Source organism: Arthrobacter sp. HS15c (assembly GCF_040812005.1).
Lineage (GTDB): Bacteria > Actinomycetota > Actinomycetes > Actinomycetales > Micrococcaceae > Arthrobacter.
This window is the reverse complement of the sequence record NZ_JBFOHM010000002.1, coordinates 389,365-406,947: the sequence shown is the minus strand read 5'-3', so window position 1 is coordinate 406,947 and position 17,583 is coordinate 389,365. Positions and strand designations below refer to the sequence as shown.

Genomic DNA, 17,583 nt, shown 5'->3' with positions numbered 1-17,583 from the left:
GTGATCGGACCCATTGGCTAGCTCCCGCGCTTACGTAACGTGTTCAGCAGGGCCCAGGCCAGGACCACTGCCACGAGGGACATGGCAACCGTCCCGAGACCTGAATAGCCCACAGCCGCAAGAACGGGACCGGCAAGCGCGCCGCAACTGGCGCCGACGAGATTCATGATCAGGTCCGAGACACCTTGCAGCCCGGAACGCTCCTCCGCCGTCACAGCATCGGCCACCATCGCCGAGCCGGCGACGACGGCGGCGGACCATCCGAGGCCGAGCAGAATCAGGCTGGGGGTCACCATGGTCTGGGGTGCGAGCCAGGCGAACGTGAGGGATGCGAGCAGCATCCCTTGGCCGCCCAGAAGTATGGGAAGCCGTCCGAGCCGGTCGGCCAACCAGCCGAAGACGGGAGACAAGCCGAACATTCCGGCGATGTGGAGGCTAAGGGTGAAGCCGACGACGGAGGGTCCCGCGCCGTGCTCGTGGAGGTGGACAGGGGTCATGGACATGAGTGCGACCATGGTGCCCTGGGTCAGGGCCACTGCCGCTACGGCGAAGCGGAGAGCCGGTCGGCGGCGAAGGACAGTGAATCCGGATACGTTCTTGCGCCGACTGTCCTTCGGGGCGTAAAGCGAGGCTTTCAGGGGGTCCGGGCGCAGCGCCAGGGCGTAGACGGCGGCCGCGGCCAGCTGCGCGGCCACGGTAAAGGCGAAGGCTCCGGTAAGGGGTGGCAGGTGCAGCCAACGGCCAAAGACTTCGCCGGGCTCAAAGAGGTTGGGGCCGGAGACAGCGCCGATCGTCGTGGACCAGACGACGATTGAGAGATCGCGTGCGCGCGTGCTGGGGGCTGCCATGTCGGTGGCGGCGAAGCGCGCCTGGAAGTTTACCGCCGTCCCGGATCCAAGGAGTGCCAGGCCGACGAGCAACAGGGGGAAGGCTGATAAAGAGGCTGCGGTGATGGCAATTCCGGCTCCGAGTCCGGAGAGGATTGTGCCCAAGCTTAGGGAGACGCGGCGCCCTTTCTTGGCGGCGATCCGGGCGAGTGGAATCGCCAGGAGTGCTGCGCCGAGCGTGTTCATTGTTGCGGCCATTCCTGACCATGCCGTGGAACCGGAGACCTGCACTGCTAGGAGGGAGCCTATGGAGAGCGCCGCTCCCATGCCGATGCCGCCGAGCACCTGCCCTGCGACGAGGGCTGCGACGATGCGCCGTTGCGCCTGCTGCGGGTTACCGCTTTCAGTTTCGGCGCCGAGTGGGGCCATGCGTGAAGTGTCCACGGGTATTCTGTCCTTCTTTCGGGATAGGGCGAGACGCAGGCCGTCCCGCTCGGTGTGGCGACCAGCGGAACGGTATTGCTAGGCCCAGGCTGTCTTGGTGGTTTCTATGAAGGCCCTGAACTGAACGACCAAGGAGAAAGTGCCAAGCTCGAACATCCACTGCTGCTGGAGGCCGCCCATGACCGCGATGGTGTTATTCGCGATGAGGCTACAGGGCCGTCCTGCCGGAGCGTCACGAAGTTCCGGGAGGGACTTGTCACGAAGACATCGGCGGCAATGATATTCATGGTGCTGGTCCTTCCAGCGCGGTCCGCTGCATTAGCGGTCCAGGTGATCAGGAGCTGACATATCGGCAGGAGAAGCGGCGGCGAAAGCAGCTTGCAAAGCATCAAGCCTGGTGACAAGGCCGGCGTCGCCGGCGAGGTCAGGGGCCAGCAGCGCCAGTAGCGCCACCGTGCGTTCGCTGCCTTTGAGGGCGTTGGCGTTGTTGATTTCCGCGGCGAGCGGATCCTGGAATCGAGCCGCCGCGGACAGGTAAGCCAACCAGGCCGCGATCATCCGCGCGGCCCCGTCCCCGGAATGGCCTGCCGCGCGTTCGGCGGCCAGAACGGGCAGTGCGCGCATTCTCAGTTTGGTTGTCCCATCCATGGCTATCTGCGCCAAGTGGTGCGGGATCCTGCTGTTCCGGAACCGTTCCAGCAGCGCGGCCCGGTACTCCGGAATGCAAAGGTTGTCGGGCAGGTGCCGGGCGGCCTCATCCCAGAACTCCTCCACAGCGTCCCGGCACACGGAGTCAAACAGTGCCTCGGTCACGGTCTGGTGCCCGCGGAACAGTCCAGAGTAGGCCAAGATGGAGTGCGCGCCGTTCAGCAGCCAGAGCCTGCGGTTCTCGTACGGTTCGATGTCGTCTACAAAAACCGCACCTGCGTCCTCCCACCGCGGCCGACCGGCAGGAAAGTCGCCGCAGAGGATCCAATTATGGAGCGGCTCTGCGACAACGGCCCCGGCGTCCCGGGAACCGAAGGCCTCACCGAACAGTTTACGGTGCGCAGTCGTGGTCCTGGGTGTGATGCTGTCCACGGATGTGCTGACGAAGCTCACGTTCGCATCAATCCAGTCTGCCAACCCGGCGAAGGAACCGGTCTGGCCTGCAGGCCAGGCGGCGAGGGCGAGGAGCGCGTTCCGCGTCACTGCCCCGTTGTGTGCCAAGTTGTCGCAGCAGACGACTGCGAGTGGTCCCGCACCGGCCTCCCGCCGGGCGGCGAGTGCCAGAACCAGGCGGCCCAACGGTGTTGAAGACTCCAATCCTCCGCCGGTGGACTCGTCGACTGCATAAGCGGCCTCGGTGATGCTAAGGATGACAACTGCCGTCTGCGGGGATGCGACCAGTTCCTTCAGTCGCTGCAGGTCGGGACCGTCCACTGCTTCTGCGGTGCTGCCGAAACATTCGAAAACGTCGCCGTCGTCGGAGCGCTGCACAAATGTGAACAGACCATCCTGCGCAGCCACTGGGTCAACGACATCCGGCCGAGTCCCACAGAAAGCAGTTATCCTCCCGTCTCCCCCATCGCTGGTGTGTTTCGCATAAAAGGAGGACTGAGGGGATCTGTGAAAGGCGTCGAGACCCAAATGGACGATTCGCACGGGGGCCGGCCCCGGCGCTCCATGTGTGTGGCGATCAAGCAGCCGTGAGGGCAAACTTGCCTCAGTCTCTGGACGCACTCTGCCGGCGCTCATAATTTGAACACCCGCCCAGACGAGCCCTCTACCGTGTCCAGCATGTGTCGATTGGTTCGCTTGGCGTCAAGGAGCATGATCTTTCTCTTTAGATGGCGTTTTGCCCGCATCAACGATGGTTGAACCACCGTCCAGCTGGCCTCATGAGAAAACCAGAATGAACAGACTGCGCTCTACATTTGGGGACGTCAAGGTAGGCTGAAGCCCTTTCGGGGAGCGCCCTGCGTCCGCTTCCTTCTGAGCGTGAGAATACGCCCAGAAGGAAGCAGCGGCCTTTCCGAAAGAAACCTTGCTGACGGATCCCGTCAGGTCGCGTGGTTAGTAAGACCCGGTTAGTTTCGTGTATCAAGGGAATCGCAGAAAACATTCTCGTTGAATGTTCCCTGGAAGTCAGATTTGCCTTGGATCTTCGCTATGGTGGCTCGGATTGCTTCACGATTGCTGTTATGAGCATGAATTACAGTCTTGACTGCAGGTACATCGATGAGATGGTTCGGCTGGAATAGGGAAACGAAGACAGTAGGAACTTCAGTCGTATACCATGGGATCTCGGCGGCCATCGGCTGGGACCACTTAATTCGAACAGTCGCCTCCTGCCAGAAGCCCTTTACGCTGGCGAAGATGAACGCAGCATCGTACTTTTCGGAGTACTCAGCTGTAGCCTCCTCATAGAAAACCGATGAGAAGTTAAGTCCGGTTTCGCCTGCCGCTTTCCGCTCCTGCGCAGTTTTGAACACGTGGACTTCAAACCCGGCTTCTTCCAATTCCTCACGGACAATGTCCAAATACTCCAACGGATCTGATCGCGTGAAATCCGAGCCTCCGGCAATCCCATAGAGGCGAATACGTGGATGTGTTTTCGGCGTGATCGGAAGATTGTTCGCTGTGTCCTTAATCAGGGTGACAGTTTTGTTCGCTATTTCCGCAGCGACATCCTGGTGCGTCTCACAACCTATTATCGCAAGTGCTTCGGGCGGCGGTACCATCTCGTGCCGCGGTGCCTGGTGCAGGCCGAGTACGGCTTTCATACCCAGGATGCGGCGTAATGCATCATGGAGGCGTTCTTCCGTGATAACGCCAGACTCGTAACCGTCGAGCATAAATTGAAAATCTTCTGCCGGATTGCGGAAAAACAGGAACATATCGCATCCTGCAGCTATGGCGGCTGGTACTAGCTCACTGCGCTTCATAGCCTGTATGAGGCCGCCCATCTGGGAGGCATCCGTCAGGATCAGTCCGTTGAAGCCCAACTCACCCCGGAGAAGGTCCTGCAACAGTTCAGGCGAAAGTGTCGCGGGCAGTACATCCTTGTCAGTGAGGTCAGGACGGAAATGACGTGATAATTCAGGTGCCGCGATGTGACCAACCATTATGGATTGTGCGCCGCGACCGATCATTTCCCGGTACACATGCCCATACGTGCTATTCCACTTCTCATAGCCGAAGGTGTTCCGAGATGTCACGACATGTTGGTCACGCTCATCGACACCGTCGCCTGGAAAATGCTTGACTGCACAGATAATGTTGGATTCAGTTATCCCGTCGTAGTATTCCGAAGCGCGTTCTACAACAATCTCCGGAGTATTTCCGAATGCGCGTGTGGAGACTACTGTGTTTCGCCAATTGTAATGGATGTCGACAATGGGCGCAAATGCCCAATTGCAGCCGAGTGCTGCTATTTCAGCGCCTGCAATTAACCCCATTCTCCGGGCGATATCCTTATCCGGGTGAGATCCTGCTTGCAAGGGGGTGCAAACCAAAGTCCCGTCGCTGCAACTTCCGAAGCCGCCCATTTCAGGGTTTGAGGCGACCAGGAGAGGTACCTTGCTCTTTGATTGAGCATAACGAATGTGTTCCTGCACCGCAGCGGCCGGGCCCATGCGATACCGGATTCCTCCGACATGATATTTGTCCAGGACTTCGTCCAGGTAGTCCGGAGAATAGTCATCGTTGTGGTTGACGAATAGTTGCCCTATCTTCTCTTCGAGTGTCATCGCACTGATTGTCGATTCAACCCATTCAATCGCAGTGTGATTTAGATTGTAGGGCGGAGCCTTGAGGTCCACCAGAAAAGGCGGAGAAACCTTAGCAGCATCGATCATGCGTGCCTCCCTGAAATGAACTCCGATATTGATATTTCCAATATTTCCTACTCCTTCGAAAAGATCTGTGATGGGATTCTAGATTTGGAGGGGCGTTTTCCAAGTTTATTGCCGATTGCCAGCGGATTATCCGTAGGGAACTGAGTACGATGAAATCTCGCGGCTCGCTTGCGTCGAGGACCCTCGGCCTTGATTTAGGCTTTGTCTGCATTCTCGGGTATAGCGTGGAGGATGAACGGCCCCATTTCACCGCTGTCCTCCTACTGCTTCAGTTCTGGTCGTCGGCTGGGTCGTCCAGACGATATAGAAGGCTAACCTCCCGAATTAGGCCTTAACCGTCCCGGGCATTTCAATCACAATCGGCACATCTATCTCTGCGTTTGAGCTATCGAATGATGTAACCGCATCCGATGACTGCCGGTGTCCTCTTCCTATTCTCATGTGGTGGTGAGCACAGTGAGGAGCATTTAGGCCATTGGCATCTCAGATCCTGGACGCTTCTCCGGCCCCTTTTGGGGTTGGCGTGTCGTTCATGGCGTTGACTCCGGTTCCTCCTCGGCCTCAGAGCTTTGCCGGGCTTTGGTCTGCCTATTGGCCGAGCGGTATTCAGGCAACAGGTACGGGTCCAGCATTTCGATGAACTGCCGCAACAATTCGTGACGGCTGAGAGCGTCAGGATTGTAGAGCCACTGGATACGGAGGCCATCCGAGAGCCCGGCCAGCCACCGGGCCACAGTTTCAGCAGTTGCTCCGCTGGGAAGTGCGGACTCGTCGATCATGTGACGGATGTTGTTCGTCACTGCTGCCAGCCTCCGGTCGTAACGTTGGATGAACCAGTCATGCCCGGGGTGGTCGACGTCCAGGCTCTCTGTTGAGAGGACGGCGAAAAGCTTAACGAATTCTGGCGTCTTCTCGTTCTGCCTCATGTTTTCAATGAAGACACTGAAGTAGTCCGATCCGGCGGCCATTTCCATTTCTCCCTGCCGAACGTGCTTGCTCTCCCTGTCCTCCAAGAAGGCCAGCAGTAGTTCGGCTTTTGATGGGAAGTGGTGGAGCAGGCCGGCCTGGGTTATGCCCACGCGATCGGCGATGTCGGCAATGCTGACGGTCTTGTAGCCACGTTGGGCAAACAAGTCGCGTGCCGCGTCGAGGATCTGTCTCCTGCGGAGCAGGCCGCGGGGACTGTTGCGCCGCGTGCGCTCTACAGCGGCGAAGGTTTTTTCCGTCAGGAGCTCCTCGTTGAAGGTCATGGGGTCTCATTCTTTCCTCGGGAACGAAGCATCATCATGTGCGTGGTCGGCTGAGGGGCTGGCGGGCACCGGTGCTGTTCTGCTGTTGCACTGTCGTGATCATTCTCGCAGGGCCTTCGGCTGCAGGCTCGGCGTCGATGAGAGGAGCTTGATCGTGTAGGGGTGCTGCGGAGAGTCGAAGACTTCCGCGGCCGTACCCTCTTCGACGAGTTGTCCCTTGAACATCACAGCTACCCGGTGGCTGATATTTCTTACAACGGAAAGATCGTGGGAAATGAAGAGGTAGCCGAGGCCCAGTTCGTCCTGTAAACGTTCCAGGAGTTCGAGGATCTGGGCCTGGACGGAGACGTCCAGTGCGGAGACCGGCTCATCGAGGATCAGCAGTTCCGGTTCGGCGGCCAGTGCACGCGCGATGCCGACCCTTTGTCGCTGGCCTCCCGAGAAGGCGTGGGGGTACCGGTCAAGGAACTGCCGTCCAAGGCCGACCCGTTCCATGAGTTCTGCGCTGCGTTCGCGAACCTGCTCACGTGGAACACCTGCGATTCGCAGTGCCTCTTCCAGGGATTGTCCTGCCGTTCGCCGGGGATTGAGCGAGGAGAAGGGGTCCTGGAAGACGTACTGGATCGCCCGGGCCGTGTTCTTCCGGTCTTCGGCGTGCATTGCGGTGACGTCTTTCCCGTTTACCTGGATCATGCCCGAGTAGGGCTTGGTGATACCGACGATGGTCCTGGAGAGGGTGGATTTGCCGCAGCCTGATTCGCCGACGAGGCCGACGGTTTCTCCTCGAGAAACCGACAGGGAGACGCCGTTGACCGCGAAGAAGGGGGTGTGCTTCGCGAAGAGGCCCGACCGGCCGATATTGACGTCCGTCCTGAGGTCCTTGACGACGAGTGTTGGAGCCGGGGCTGCCGGGGGTGCCGGCCGCAGAGGCGAGTCAATCCGGGGTACGGCGTTCAGCAGGGAGATCGTATAGGGATCCTGGGGCCGGAGGAGGATCTCCTCGACCGGACCGCGTTCCACTGCTTTTCCGTGGTACATGACCAGAACGTCGTCACAGAGTTCGGCGACCACGCCCATGTCGTGCGTAATGAACAAGATGGCGATGCCGAGTTCATCCCTCAAGCGCCGGATAAGTTCCAGGATTTGGGCCTGGATGGTGACATCCAATGCCGTAGTGGGTTCATCAGCGATGAGAACGGAGGGGTTGTTTGCCAAAGCGATAGCGATGACAACGCGCTGGCGCATGCCTCCGGAGAATTGGTGGGGGTATCGTTCGGCGGAGTCTTCCGGGTCAGGGATTCCGACCTGTCCCAGAAGCTCGAGGGTCCTTGCCCGAGCCTCTTTTTGATTCTTTCCGTGAATCATCAGGGCTTCATCGATCTGGGTTCCGATGCGCATCATGGGGTTGAGCGCCGCTTGGGGGTCCTGGAAGATCATGGCGATCTCACGGCCCCTAACCTTCTGCATCTCATCTTCGGAGATATCCAGAAGGTTGCGTCCCTTCATTTCGATGGTGCCGCCGTCGATGTTTCCGGGGACGTGCACCATGCGCATGATCGAGCGGGACGTCACGGATTTGCCTGATCCGGATTCTCCGACGATGCCGAGGATCTGTCCAGGCTTCAGGTCGAACGAAACGTCATCGACCGCTTTGATGACCCCTGCCGGGGTGGGGAAGTTTACGACGAGATTCTTGACGCTGAGGATGGGCTTTGAATCTGTTGGTGTATAGGTCATTTGCGGTTCACGGTATCGTTCAGGGCGTCAGCGAGAAGGCTGAATGCGAGGGCGAGCAGGATCAGGACAATCGTTGGTCCGACAATGAATGTTGGCGCCTGGTTGATGTAGCGGGTACCCACATTCAGTAGCGCCCCCAGGGAGGGTTCCGGTGGTTGAATGCCAAGGCCCACGATGCTCAGCGCAGTTTCGATAAAAATGGCGTGTACTACGAAAATGGCTCCTTGGACCAGGATCACGTCGGCTGCGTTGGGAAGAATGTGCCTGATGAGAATGGTGCCCTTGCCCACCCCGAGGGTCCGGGCGGCAACGACGTATTCGCGGCCCATCTGCTCCACCAGGGCCGCACGTGCCAGCCGCCCGAAAGCGGGTAGACCAGCGATGCTGATAGCGGTAACGAGTGCGGGAAATCCTGGACCAAGCACCAATGCGATGCAGATACCCAGGACCATGCCGGGGAAGCCGAGAATGACGTCCAAAATGCGCTGAACGATCGTGCCGGCCAGCTTGTTGATCGCGCCGAGCAGGCCAAGGGCGGTTCCGACGACCATGCTGATGGGCACCGCTATGACGATGATGGTGAAGTCAGTCCGCAGGCCGAACAGTGAGCGGACGAAAATGTCACGGCCCAGTTCGTCGGTTCCAAACGGATGCGCGATGTCCGGTCCCTGCAAGGAAAACTCGGTTTGGACGTCGTAGCCTTGCGGGAACATCACCGGGGCGAGCAAAGCAAGTCCACCCAGTGCCACGACAATAGTGGAGGCGAAGATCCCGCGGGAGGTGCGGAACGCTGCTAGGTAACGTCTAAGGGACATGCTTACTTCGAAGCGTTGACGCTTTGCGGGGGCTGTTGACGTAGTGGTCATGTCAGGCTTCCAATCGGATGCGCGGGTCAAGGGCGGCGAGAACCAGTTCGGTAAGAATCTGGAAGAGAACCGCGATCGCGACCGCTCCCAGGATGAGAATCTGGATCACAAAGTAGTCGCGGTTGTTCACAGCTTGAACAGCCAGCTGGCCGAGACCATTGCGGGCAAAGATGGCTTCGATCACAACGGCGCCGCCAAGCAGCTCGCCCAGACGCAGACCGATTGCTACGACTGCGGATCCGAGACTGTTTCGCAGAACGTGCCGGTAGGTGACCCTCGTACTGGTTGCCCCTTTCGCTATCGCAAGATCGACGAAGTCTTCGCCACGGACTGTGAGCATTGACGTCTGCAGCAACCGACCGATGACTGCTGCCTGGGATAGGGCCAACGCCAGGGCCGGAAGGATCAGGTACTGGAGGCCCTGGCCGGGGTTCTTGAACACCGAAACCTCGCCGCTGACCGGCAGCAAATGCCATGCGATACCGAAAGCCAGAATGAGAATCAGGCCTGCAAGGAACGGTGGCGTGGCCAGCATAAGGGTGTTGGTGACGTCAAGGAATCCGCGGCCGGTCTTGGAGCGGAGTGACCCGCCAAGGACTCCCAGCGCTAAACCGAGTACGACCATGATGATCGCGGCAACAATAGCAAGCTCCACCGTGCTGGAGATGCGGCTGCCAATCAGTTCCCCGACCGGCATGTGGAAGAAGTACGACTCACCGAAATCACCCCGGAATACTCCGGTAATCCAGTTCACGTACTGGGTAGCGAGCGGTTCATCAAGTCCCGCGGACTTCCGAATGGCCTCCACTTGCTCGGGGAGGGCGTCCGCGCCGGCAAGGACAGTCGCAGGGTCGCCCGGGGCCATTCGCGGGAGAATGAAAGCAATGAGCGAGCTTGCAGCAAGCACGACTACCAGTGAGGGCAGCTTTCGAAGAAGGAAATGCCACATGGTTATTCCGCCAAATATGCTTGATCGAGACGAAGCCAACCACGTGTAGTGATCGATGCGCCGTGCAGCTTTTTTGAAACAATGAGCTGGTTAGGGGCTTGAACGATGGGGAGGCTGAAGGCTTGGTCGAGCATGTAGTTCGTCAGGTCTTTCAAGGCTGCCGGCGAACCGGCGGCATCAGCAGAAAGCAGGGCCTGTTGGAGCTTCGTGTATTCCGGGGTGTCGAAATGGGACGGGTTATTCTTGCTGCGAAGCGAAGGCAGCGAGCTGAGCAGAGTTGTTTCGCTTAGTCCCACCTGACCGTGCGCCACGAAGAACGCGGGCCCCAGCTTGTTTTGGTTCTGGAGTGAGTTGAACGTGGTTTCATCCACTATTACGGCCTGGGGTTTGAGCCCGATGGCGGTCAAATTGTTGGCGATAATTTCGTATTCGCTCCGGATTACCGGGTAGGTGACAACGGTGATCGGCACGGCGGCGCCGGTCGCTCCTGCCTCCTCGATCAGAGACTTGGCTTTGTCCAGGTTGTAGGCGTAGCGGTTCTTCTGGTCATCAGTGATGCCTTTGGCCTTGTCGCCCCAGAACACGTTCGTGACCGTGCCGGTCTTGGCGAAAATCTGCTGGTTGATGCGGTTGCGGTCGATGGCGTAGGCAACGGCCTGACGAACACGGACGTCATCGAACGGCTTGGCCGTGACGTCGAGACCTAGCGCGTAAATTACCCCGCCCCCGCTCAGGAGACCGAACTGGGGATCATTGGCGAAGCCTTGCGTATCTGTGGGGGTCAGGCCGTAAGCAACCTGGGCACGTGAACTGCGCACGGCCGAGAGCTGCGCGGTGCTGTCGCCTACAATCTCAACGCCAATGGAATCCAGGTACTGGCCATCGCCCTTGTCCCAGTATCCGTCGTAACGGGTCAGCTCCACAGAAACGCCCGGGCGGAAAGCACCCCACTTATAGGGGCCGGTACCAATGACCTTGGAACCGTCAGCAAGGCCGGAGTAGGTGTCTTTATCAACGATGTAGGACTGCTCGAAGAAGTCGTACACCGTCGCGGGATTCATCGCGCTGGCAAACGTGATCTTCAAGCTTGTCGGCGAAAGTACATCCATGGCCGTGAACTGTTTGGCGATGAACCCGACCGGTGAGCCACTTGCGGGATCCGTCGTCTTCTGGAAGGCCCAGACCACATCATCGGCAGTCATTTTCCGGCCCGAGTGGAAGGTGACGTTGTCCTGCAAGTCGATGGTCATCGACTTGCGGTCGTCCGCGAACTTCCAGTCCTTGGCCAGCACCGGCTGGGGCTCGCGTTCGTCATTAAGCCGGGTCAGCGGCTGAAAAACATTCTGGATCCACGGGGCGTTGCCACCGCGAAGGGCCAAGGGGAATCCGGGTTGGGGATCGCCTATCTGGGTGATAACAGCGGTGCCGCCCACTTTTGGGGTGGAACTTTCGCTGGATGCGGATCCCGCCGAGCAGCCGGTGGCTGCCAACGCGATGGTGGTGATGGTCAGAGCAAGTTTTGCTGCTGCCGGGCGACGTCGTCGCGGGCTGCGCACGTTCATGGTGCCTCCTCGTTGAGAGAAATCTCGGGGGTGTGCTGAATCACAACCTAGGGTCTAAGATACACAACTAACCGAGTACTCGCTAGGTTTAAGAAAAAAAGCCTTTCCTCCTTTGTTCGATTTCCGACTTCGAGAGCGGATGAAGGGCCAGGCAAACGACTCGCGTCCGCGCTGTTACGCACGCTGAACTACAGAAAGCAGGTGACGAAGCCATGAAGGCAATCGTTGTACTGTTCGACACACTGAACCGCAGGTACCTTCCGAGCTACGGTGCCGATTGGACCCACATGCCAAACTTCGAGCGGCTCGCGAAAGCCTCTACGACTTTCGATACCTGCTACGGAGGAAGCATGCCCTGCATGCCTGCGCGTCGGGAGTTGCACACGGGCCGGTATAACTTCCTGCACCGCTCGTGGGGACCACTTGAGCCGTTCGATGATTCCGCTCCTGAACTGCTGGGCCGCGCCGGCACCTACACGCACCTGGTGACCGACCACCAGCACTACTGGGAGGACGGCGGAGCAACGTATCACAACCGTTTCAGTACCTATGAGTTCTTCCGCGGACAGGAAGGAGACCGCTGGAAGGGAGTTGTATCCGATCCCGAAATCCCTGAGTCGATCACCTGGCGGACTCACTCGACCTGGCGTCAGGACTGGGTGAACCGGCAGTACATGCAACGGATCGAGGACCATCCCCAGACCAAGACCCTCGACGCGGGAATTGAGTTCATTGAAACCAACTCCCAGGACGACAACTGGCTTCTGCAGATCGAGTGCTTCGACCCCCATGAGCCCTTTATGAGCTACGAGGAGCACAAGCAGCATTACATCCACGACTACAACGGACCACATTTCGACTGGCCGGATTACCGCCGCACCCTCGAGGACGCATCCACAATCGAGCATGCCCGGATGGAGTACGCCGCCCTTCTGACCATGTGTGATGCATCGTTAGGCCGCGTCTTGGATGTCATGGATGAAAGGAATCTCTGGGACGAAACGATGCTCATCGTGATGACGGATCATGGCTTGCTGCTCGGTGAACATGGTTGGTGGGGCAAGATGGTCCAGCCTTGGTACGACGAGAACATCCACACTCCGCTGTTCGTCTGGGATCCCCGTAATCCAGCGCAGGGCCAGCGGCGCAAGGCTCTTGTTCAAACGATTGACATCGCACCGACGCTCCTTTCATTCTTCAATGTCCCAATCCCTGCGGACGTGCAAGGCAAGGACCTTAGTGAGGTTCTCCGTAACGACAGTCCGATCCGTGAAGCAGGGCTCTTTGGCAGCTTCGGTGCGCACGTTAACGTCACGGACGGCCGCTATGTCTATATGCGCAGTTGTGAAACGCCCCAAAACCAACCCCTGTTCGAGCACACGCTGATGCCTACTCACATGGACAGCCGCTTTCACCCGGCAGAGTTCAACGATATGGAACTTGTCGACCCCTTCGCGTTTACAAAGAGAACCCCTGTCCTGAGAATGCCCGGCAGGGCAATGGGCAGCGCCTACGCGTTTGGGTGCCTCCTCTTTGATCTGGAATCCGACCCGCAACAGCTCAACCCCCTGATCGATGATCAGTTGGAGCTTCGGATGATGACACTTCTGGTTGATCTAATGCGCGGCAATGACGCGCCGCCGTCCCAGTATGAGCGGCTCGGCCTGCCTTTCGAGGGACTGCCCAACGAATCACACTTGCAGATCAGGAAATCCTGGTCCCGGATAGCGGAATCAACCCTGCTCCCCGAGCCTGCAGAGGCCTTCGAATCATTGCAGCCGGGGGTCTTGTGGGAGCTGCGACGCCTTATGGCGTATCAAGCCACAGCGGAGGTCGTACTTGCCAGGCTTCCCTTCCTCAGCGATCCAAACGTCATGCATCGGTTTGAAGGGATGTCGCCGTGGCAGCTCTCCACCATCCTGCCGAGCATTACCCAGACCGATCTACGCCTACTTCACGAGGGACTCGGCGCCTGCCCCGCGGTAACAACGGACCCGCAGACCGCGGGCGGTGTCAAAGATGCGCGGGACGCCTGCGAAGAAGTCTCGAGAATCGGTGGGTGAGATCTCAGGGAAGCCCGAGGCAGGGCCAAGGGATCGCTCGTTTTGATCGCATTCGCGAGGAGCCGCCATGAGAGAACATGACGTACCCACCGACTGAGTGACGCCGGGCATTGTGGAAGTTAATCTCGCGATTGAGACCGGCACTCACGAAGCCCTCGACGCCGCCGTCGCAGTCCTTCCAGTGGCTGCAGCTTGCTGCAGCCACTGGAAGCATGACCAGCCCTCACCGGCCCACATCAATTTGTCGTACGAGCCGGTCATCGCGTCCCAGTGGGCTTGGTCCGGCACCCCGTCTTCAGCCCCCAAATTTGAGCACTAAGGAACCAAGAATGAACCATAAGGTTCACCAACCCGAAAGGCGTGTCCCTTTGCCCGCCCCCCCTAAGCACCTACACGACTTCACCTTCCAACCCGACCCTGCAGTCATGGCAACTGTCGACTCCGGTGGACGCCCTCTCAGCCTCCAGATCGTTTACCTGGATGAAGACGCCGAGCACATCCTTCTGAGCATTGCCACAGGCAACTCCCGCTGCGGTCGGCTGCAGCACCTCCGCGAGGACCCTCACGTTTCACTCACAGTCTCGAGGAACGACGGCTGGACAGAGGCTGTCAACGTGCTCGGAACCGCTGTTGAATTCTTCGGCGCCAAGGACCTCGAGACCATCGATGCCGCGACCACCCACTGCCTCAGCACGCCCTACGCGGTCCGCAACCCCCGCACAGCAGTCCGGGTCCGGGTCGACGAATGGACCGAACACTCCAACGCGGTGTTCCAGGCGGAGAAAGCCGGGGAAGGCGAAACAGTTGGCTGAGCCCAAGCGCTTCCCCAAAGCAGTTTTCAGCCAGGGAGAAGAACCCGATGCACGTTTCAGCCTCGCCAACGAACGCACCTTCTTGGCATGGATTCGAACCTCACTGGCTTTACTCGCCGGCGGGGTCGCTCTCGAAGCACTCGGCCTCGGCATTCATCCCGGGTACCGACTTGCCGCGTCAATCCTGCTGATCCTCAGCGGGACCGTGTCAGCCATTCAAGCTTGGAGCGGGTGGAAGAAGACAGAACAGGCCCTGCGGAAAAGTTCCCCTCTTCCCTCCGCACCATTCTCGCTCCCCCTCGCTGTTCTGCTGGTATCGGTTGCAGTCCTGATTCTGACAGGGATCCTTCTGGCATGACCCCACTTTTCGATCCCGGGCTCCAACCGGAGCGCACGGCTCTGGCCTGGCAGCGAACCTGTCTTGCGTTCCTGGCAGGCTCCCTTGTCGCTTTGAGAGTCCTTCCGCCCATCCTCGGGCCCTGGTCTCTGCTGTTGAGTATGGCGGGGGTTCTCGAGGCAGTCCTCTTACTGTCCGTGGTCCGCCGACGATACCTCCGGCATCATCAAATCCTCGCAACCCCAGACGGGCCACCTTCCCGGGTCGGAGACGGTCGCCTTCCGGCCGCTCTTGGCACCTCGGCCGTGTTTGCAGGGATTGTCTCGCTCGTTTCGGTCCTAAGTATTCGGACTTGAGGACGTCGTCAAAAGTAGGGAGTCACCTCTTGATGGTCCCCGTACTTCTAATTCGACTCCATACGAAGTGGGCAGCGGCCCGAAAGAATTCGCACGGGTCTTTCAAAAGGATCTAGGCTGATGACAGAAAGCCAATTGGCTCGTGAGGTCGCAGTCCGAAAGCAAGAAATCGTCTGCCCCTCGAGAACAAATACATCGTCACCAGAGTCCAAGGACCGGAACCTACGTGCCTGAGTGAGACACGATGACACACCAGTTATCTCATTCATATCTTGGGCAGCTGCGTCTCTCGCTAAATCATCGACTGGGTTGCAAATTTAAGAAGGACCAAACAGTGAACCCCTTGCCTATCAACGTGGCCGGTGCAGGCGCATCGACCAATCCCCCCAAAGGCTGTTGCAGCCCATCATGTGAGCCCAGTCTGGCAGCGCAAACAGGGCTCAGTTCCCCCGAGATTACGGGGCCAAGCCCGGCATCAGTCCATGAGGACGTGGAGATCCCGGATGGTCGGTTCAACATGGGTGACCACTTCGATGAAGGCTACCCATCAGATGGTGAGACGCCTGTCCATCAGGTGCGTCTTGACGCTTTTCGCATTGATGCAACTGCCGTTACCAACCAAATGTTCGCTGTTTTCGTGAACTCCACCGGGTACAGGACAGAAGCTGAGCAGTACGGATCGTCAGCGGTGTTCCACCTGCTCTCGACAGCAAAAAGACATGATGTTGTTGGCCCAGTGGCCGGAGCTCCCTGGTGGCTGAACGTTCGTGGTGCTGATTGGGCACATCCCACCGGTCCGTCCTCGAGCTGGCCGGAACTTGCCGATCACCCGGTCGTGCACGTTTCGCATAATGATGCTCTCGCCTACTGCGCCTGGGCTGGTCGTCGGCTACCTACCGAGGCGGAATGGGAATACGCGGCCCGGGGCGGTCTCGAAGGGAAACGCTATCCATGGGGAAATGACCTAGCCCCGGCCGGTCAGTACCGCTGCAACATCTGGCAGGGTACCTTTCCCGAACACAACACCCGCGACGACGGGCACCTCGGCACCGCAGCCGTGAAGACATTCCTTCCCAACGGCTACGGACTCTACGAGATGGCCGGCAACGTCTGGGAATGGTGCGCTGACTGGTTCTTACCCAAGTACTACCGCAACTCACCCACCGACAACCCCCAAGGACCTACGATCGGAAAGGGCCGAGTCATGCGGGGCGGTTCCTACCTCTGCCACGATTCCTACTGCAACCGCTACAGGGTCGCCGCCCGCACATCCAACACACGCGAATCCTCATCAGGTAATTGCGGCTTCCGGACCATCGCCCTGACGTGAGCAGTTGTCTCATGAGAGGCCACGAGCGCAGGAAAGGCACGAGCTTGCCCATAAATTCAGCCTCTAAAAAGAGAAACTCGGACCGACATTTTGGTCAGGGCCCTCAAGTGCGGGACGAACCGACCGCGCTTCACCTTGGTAAACCAACGAAATCCTCCCTCCCCTGGATCGGACCTCACCCGGCGATGTGGATTAGTCCACTTCCCTCGACTCGACGATGATCCGCGCCCACCAGCACGGCACGAACCTTCCCCGCACCTCATCGGGCCAACCGAATTCGATGAATGGACCAGCTGAAGATTTCATCGAGGGCAATCCGGCCCCATCTTCCCGATCGCGGGTCATATAGACGCTCCATGCTTTGGAGATTCGGGCTCAACGATTTCTGCGGGGAGTGTCCGTTTAACGGTTGATCCGAGGTTGGCATTTAGTTGATTCTTCCGTCGAAGGTGATAGCGAAGGCGTTCAGTGTCGGCTTCCACCGTGTGGCCCATCGTGCCCTGCCTTTGCGCTCCACGCGCTCTCCTACAGCCGGGTGATCGCCGGGTACTGCCTGCCCCACTTGCCCGAGAACTCGACGAAGCGTTCCTTGGCCGCGGCCTCGGACGGTATGGTGTAGACCGGGCGCAGATCCAGGGACATTTCGTCCCAGTATTGGCGGGCGGCATACCGGAACGTGTTGCGGATCAGGTGCACGATGCAGGTCTGGACCACGGCGAACTGCCACACCGTGTTGAGGCCTCGGGCAGGCCCTTGAGCCCGTCATAGACCGTGATGCAGACATCCTCGACGCCCCGGTTCTTGATCTCGGTCAGTACAGAAAGCCAGAACTTCGCCCCTTCCCCGCCATCCCCGGCCCACAGCCCGGGGATGTCCCGTTCGCTGTTGACTGTGACGCCAATCGCCACGTAGACGGGCCGGTTCGTGACCTGCCCGTCGCGGACCTTGACGTGGATCGCGTCGATCAATACCCCCGGGAACATACGGTCCAGGGGCCGGTTCTTCTGCCATTCGGTTATCTCCCCGATGACCTTCTCCGTGATCCGCGAAATCGTGTCCTTTGACACCCTGGCGCCGAACATCTCCGCGAAGTGGGCCGCGATATCACCGGTCGTGAGGCCCTTAGCGCTCAGAGACAGCACGATCTCATCCACGCCCGTCAGCCGCCGCTGCCGCTTCTTCACGATCTGCGGATCGAACGTCGAACCGGT

The 17,583-nt window shown here is 59.2% G+C and carries 13 protein-coding genes and 1 pseudogene; 5 read left to right on the top strand and 9 right to left on the bottom strand.

Going from position 1 to position 17,583, the window contains the following annotated elements; all coding sequences use genetic code 11:
• Positions 1–17: 17 nt before the first annotated feature.
• The 8 genes from ABV518_RS04800 to ABV518_RS04765 form a co-directional block, all read right to left on the bottom strand.
• Positions 18–1,256 (bottom strand): MFS transporter, encoded by a 1,239-nt coding sequence (locus ABV518_RS04800; protein WP_367765676.1) that lies wholly within the window; start codon positions 1,254–1,256, stop codon positions 18–20.
• 333 nt (positions 1,257–1,589) lie between these two features.
• The gene (locus ABV518_RS04795; RefSeq protein WP_367765675.1) at positions 1,590–3,008 is read right to left on the bottom strand and encodes a mannitol dehydrogenase family protein; all 1,419 of its coding nucleotides are present in this window, start codon (positions 3,006–3,008) and stop codon (positions 1,590–1,592) included.
• Positions 3,009–3,340: 332 nt separating this feature from the next.
• A complete protein-coding gene (locus tag ABV518_RS04790; RefSeq protein ID WP_367765674.1) occupies positions 3,341–5,110 on the bottom strand; it encodes a glycoside hydrolase family 3 protein in 1,770 nt (589 codons plus the stop codon).
• A 530-nt stretch (positions 5,111–5,640) separates the two neighbouring features.
• Positions 5,641–6,360, bottom strand: coding sequence for a TetR/AcrR family transcriptional regulator (locus ABV518_RS04785; protein ID WP_367765673.1), 720 nt, complete (start codon positions 6,358–6,360; stop codon positions 5,641–5,643).
• Between the two features lie 99 nt (positions 6,361–6,459).
• Positions 6,460–8,097, bottom strand: coding sequence for an ABC transporter ATP-binding protein (locus ABV518_RS04780; protein ID WP_367765672.1), 1,638 nt, complete (start codon positions 8,095–8,097; stop codon positions 6,460–6,462).
• Entirely contained in the window at positions 8,094–8,912 is an 819-nt protein-coding gene (locus tag ABV518_RS04775; protein WP_367765671.1) for an ABC transporter permease, read from the bottom strand. The genes ABV518_RS04780 and ABV518_RS04775 overlap by 4 nt, the downstream gene beginning before the upstream one ends.
• Before the next feature lie 52 nt (positions 8,913–8,964).
• Positions 8,965–9,912, bottom strand: coding sequence for an ABC transporter permease (locus ABV518_RS04770; protein WP_367765670.1), 948 nt, complete (start codon positions 9,910–9,912; stop codon positions 8,965–8,967).
• A gap of 2 nt (positions 9,913–9,914) precedes the next feature.
• A complete protein-coding gene (locus tag ABV518_RS04765; protein ID WP_367765669.1) occupies positions 9,915–11,474 on the bottom strand; it encodes an ABC transporter substrate-binding protein in 1,560 nt (519 codons plus the stop codon).
• A 212-nt stretch (positions 11,475–11,686) separates the two neighbouring features.
• On the opposite strand from ABV518_RS04765, the gene ABV518_RS04760 reads away from it, so the two are divergent.
• The 5 genes from ABV518_RS04760 to ABV518_RS04740 all read left to right on the top strand — a co-directional run bounded on the left by ABV518_RS04760 (position 11,687) and on the right by ABV518_RS04740 (position 16,372).
• Positions 11,687–13,537: a sulfatase-like hydrolase/transferase gene (locus ABV518_RS04760; RefSeq protein ID WP_367765667.1), complete on the top strand. Its 1,851-nt coding sequence runs from the start codon at positions 11,687–11,689 to the stop codon at positions 13,535–13,537.
• Positions 13,538–13,749: 212 nt separating this feature from the next.
• Positions 13,750–14,349: a pyridoxamine 5'-phosphate oxidase family protein gene (locus ABV518_RS04755; RefSeq protein ID WP_367765665.1), complete on the top strand. Its 600-nt coding sequence runs from the start codon at positions 13,750–13,752 to the stop codon at positions 14,347–14,349.
• Positions 14,342–14,707, top strand: a complete 366-nt coding sequence (locus ABV518_RS04750) for a YidH family protein (protein WP_367765664.1) — start codon at positions 14,342–14,344, stop codon at positions 14,705–14,707. The genes ABV518_RS04755 and ABV518_RS04750 overlap by 8 nt, the downstream gene beginning before the upstream one ends.
• Positions 14,704–15,042, top strand: a complete 339-nt coding sequence (locus ABV518_RS04745; protein ID WP_367765663.1) for a DUF202 domain-containing protein — start codon at positions 14,704–14,706, stop codon at positions 15,040–15,042. Before ABV518_RS04750 ends, ABV518_RS04745 begins: the two co-directional genes overlap by 4 nt.
• Before the next feature lie 454 nt (positions 15,043–15,496).
• Positions 15,497–16,372 (top strand): formylglycine-generating enzyme family protein, encoded by an 876-nt coding sequence (locus ABV518_RS04740; RefSeq protein WP_367765750.1) that lies wholly within the window; start codon positions 15,497–15,499, stop codon positions 16,370–16,372.
• Between the two features lie 427 nt (positions 16,373–16,799).
• Here ABV518_RS04740 and ABV518_RS04735 read toward each other — a convergent pair.
• Positions 16,800–17,574, bottom strand: a pseudogene (locus ABV518_RS04735) (IS256 family transposase); the annotation flags it as partial.
• Positions 17,575–17,583 lie beyond the last annotated feature (9 nt).

Excerpts from the sequence above, each read along its gene's own strand:
- ABV518_RS04795 (WP_367765675.1), bottom strand. The coding sequence starts at position 3,008 with ATGAGCGCCGGCAGAGTGCGTCCAGAGACTGAGGCAAGTTTGCCCTCA.
- ABV518_RS04770 (WP_367765670.1), bottom strand. The coding sequence starts at position 9,912 with ATGTGGCATTTCCTTCTTCGAAAGCTGCCCTCACTGGTAGTCGTGCTT.
- ABV518_RS04785 (WP_367765673.1), bottom strand. The coding sequence starts at position 6,360 with ATGACCTTCAACGAGGAGCTCCTGACGGAAAAAACCTTCGCCGCTGTA.
- ABV518_RS04800 (WP_367765676.1), bottom strand. The coding sequence starts at position 1,256 with ATGGCCCCACTCGGCGCCGAAACTGAAAGCGGTAACCCGCAGCAGGCG.
- ABV518_RS04765 (WP_367765669.1), bottom strand. The coding sequence starts at position 11,474 with ATGAACGTGCGCAGCCCGCGACGACGTCGCCCGGCAGCAGCAAAACTT.
- ABV518_RS04790 (WP_367765674.1), bottom strand. The coding sequence starts at position 5,110 with ATGATCGATGCTGCTAAGGTTTCTCCGCCTTTTCTGGTGGACCTCAAG.
- ABV518_RS04760 (WP_367765667.1), top strand. The coding sequence starts at position 11,687 with ATGAAGGCAATCGTTGTACTGTTCGACACACTGAACCGCAGGTACCTT.
- ABV518_RS04755 (WP_367765665.1), top strand. The coding sequence starts at position 13,750 with ATGACCAGCCCTCACCGGCCCACATCAATTTGTCGTACGAGCCGGTCA.
- ABV518_RS04745 (WP_367765663.1), top strand. The coding sequence starts at position 14,704 with ATGACCCCACTTTTCGATCCCGGGCTCCAACCGGAGCGCACGGCTCTG.
- ABV518_RS04775 (WP_367765671.1), bottom strand. The coding sequence starts at position 8,912 with ATGTCCCTTAGACGTTACCTAGCAGCGTTCCGCACCTCCCGCGGGATC.
- ABV518_RS04780 (WP_367765672.1), bottom strand. The coding sequence starts at position 8,097 with ATGACCTATACACCAACAGATTCAAAGCCCATCCTCAGCGTCAAGAAT.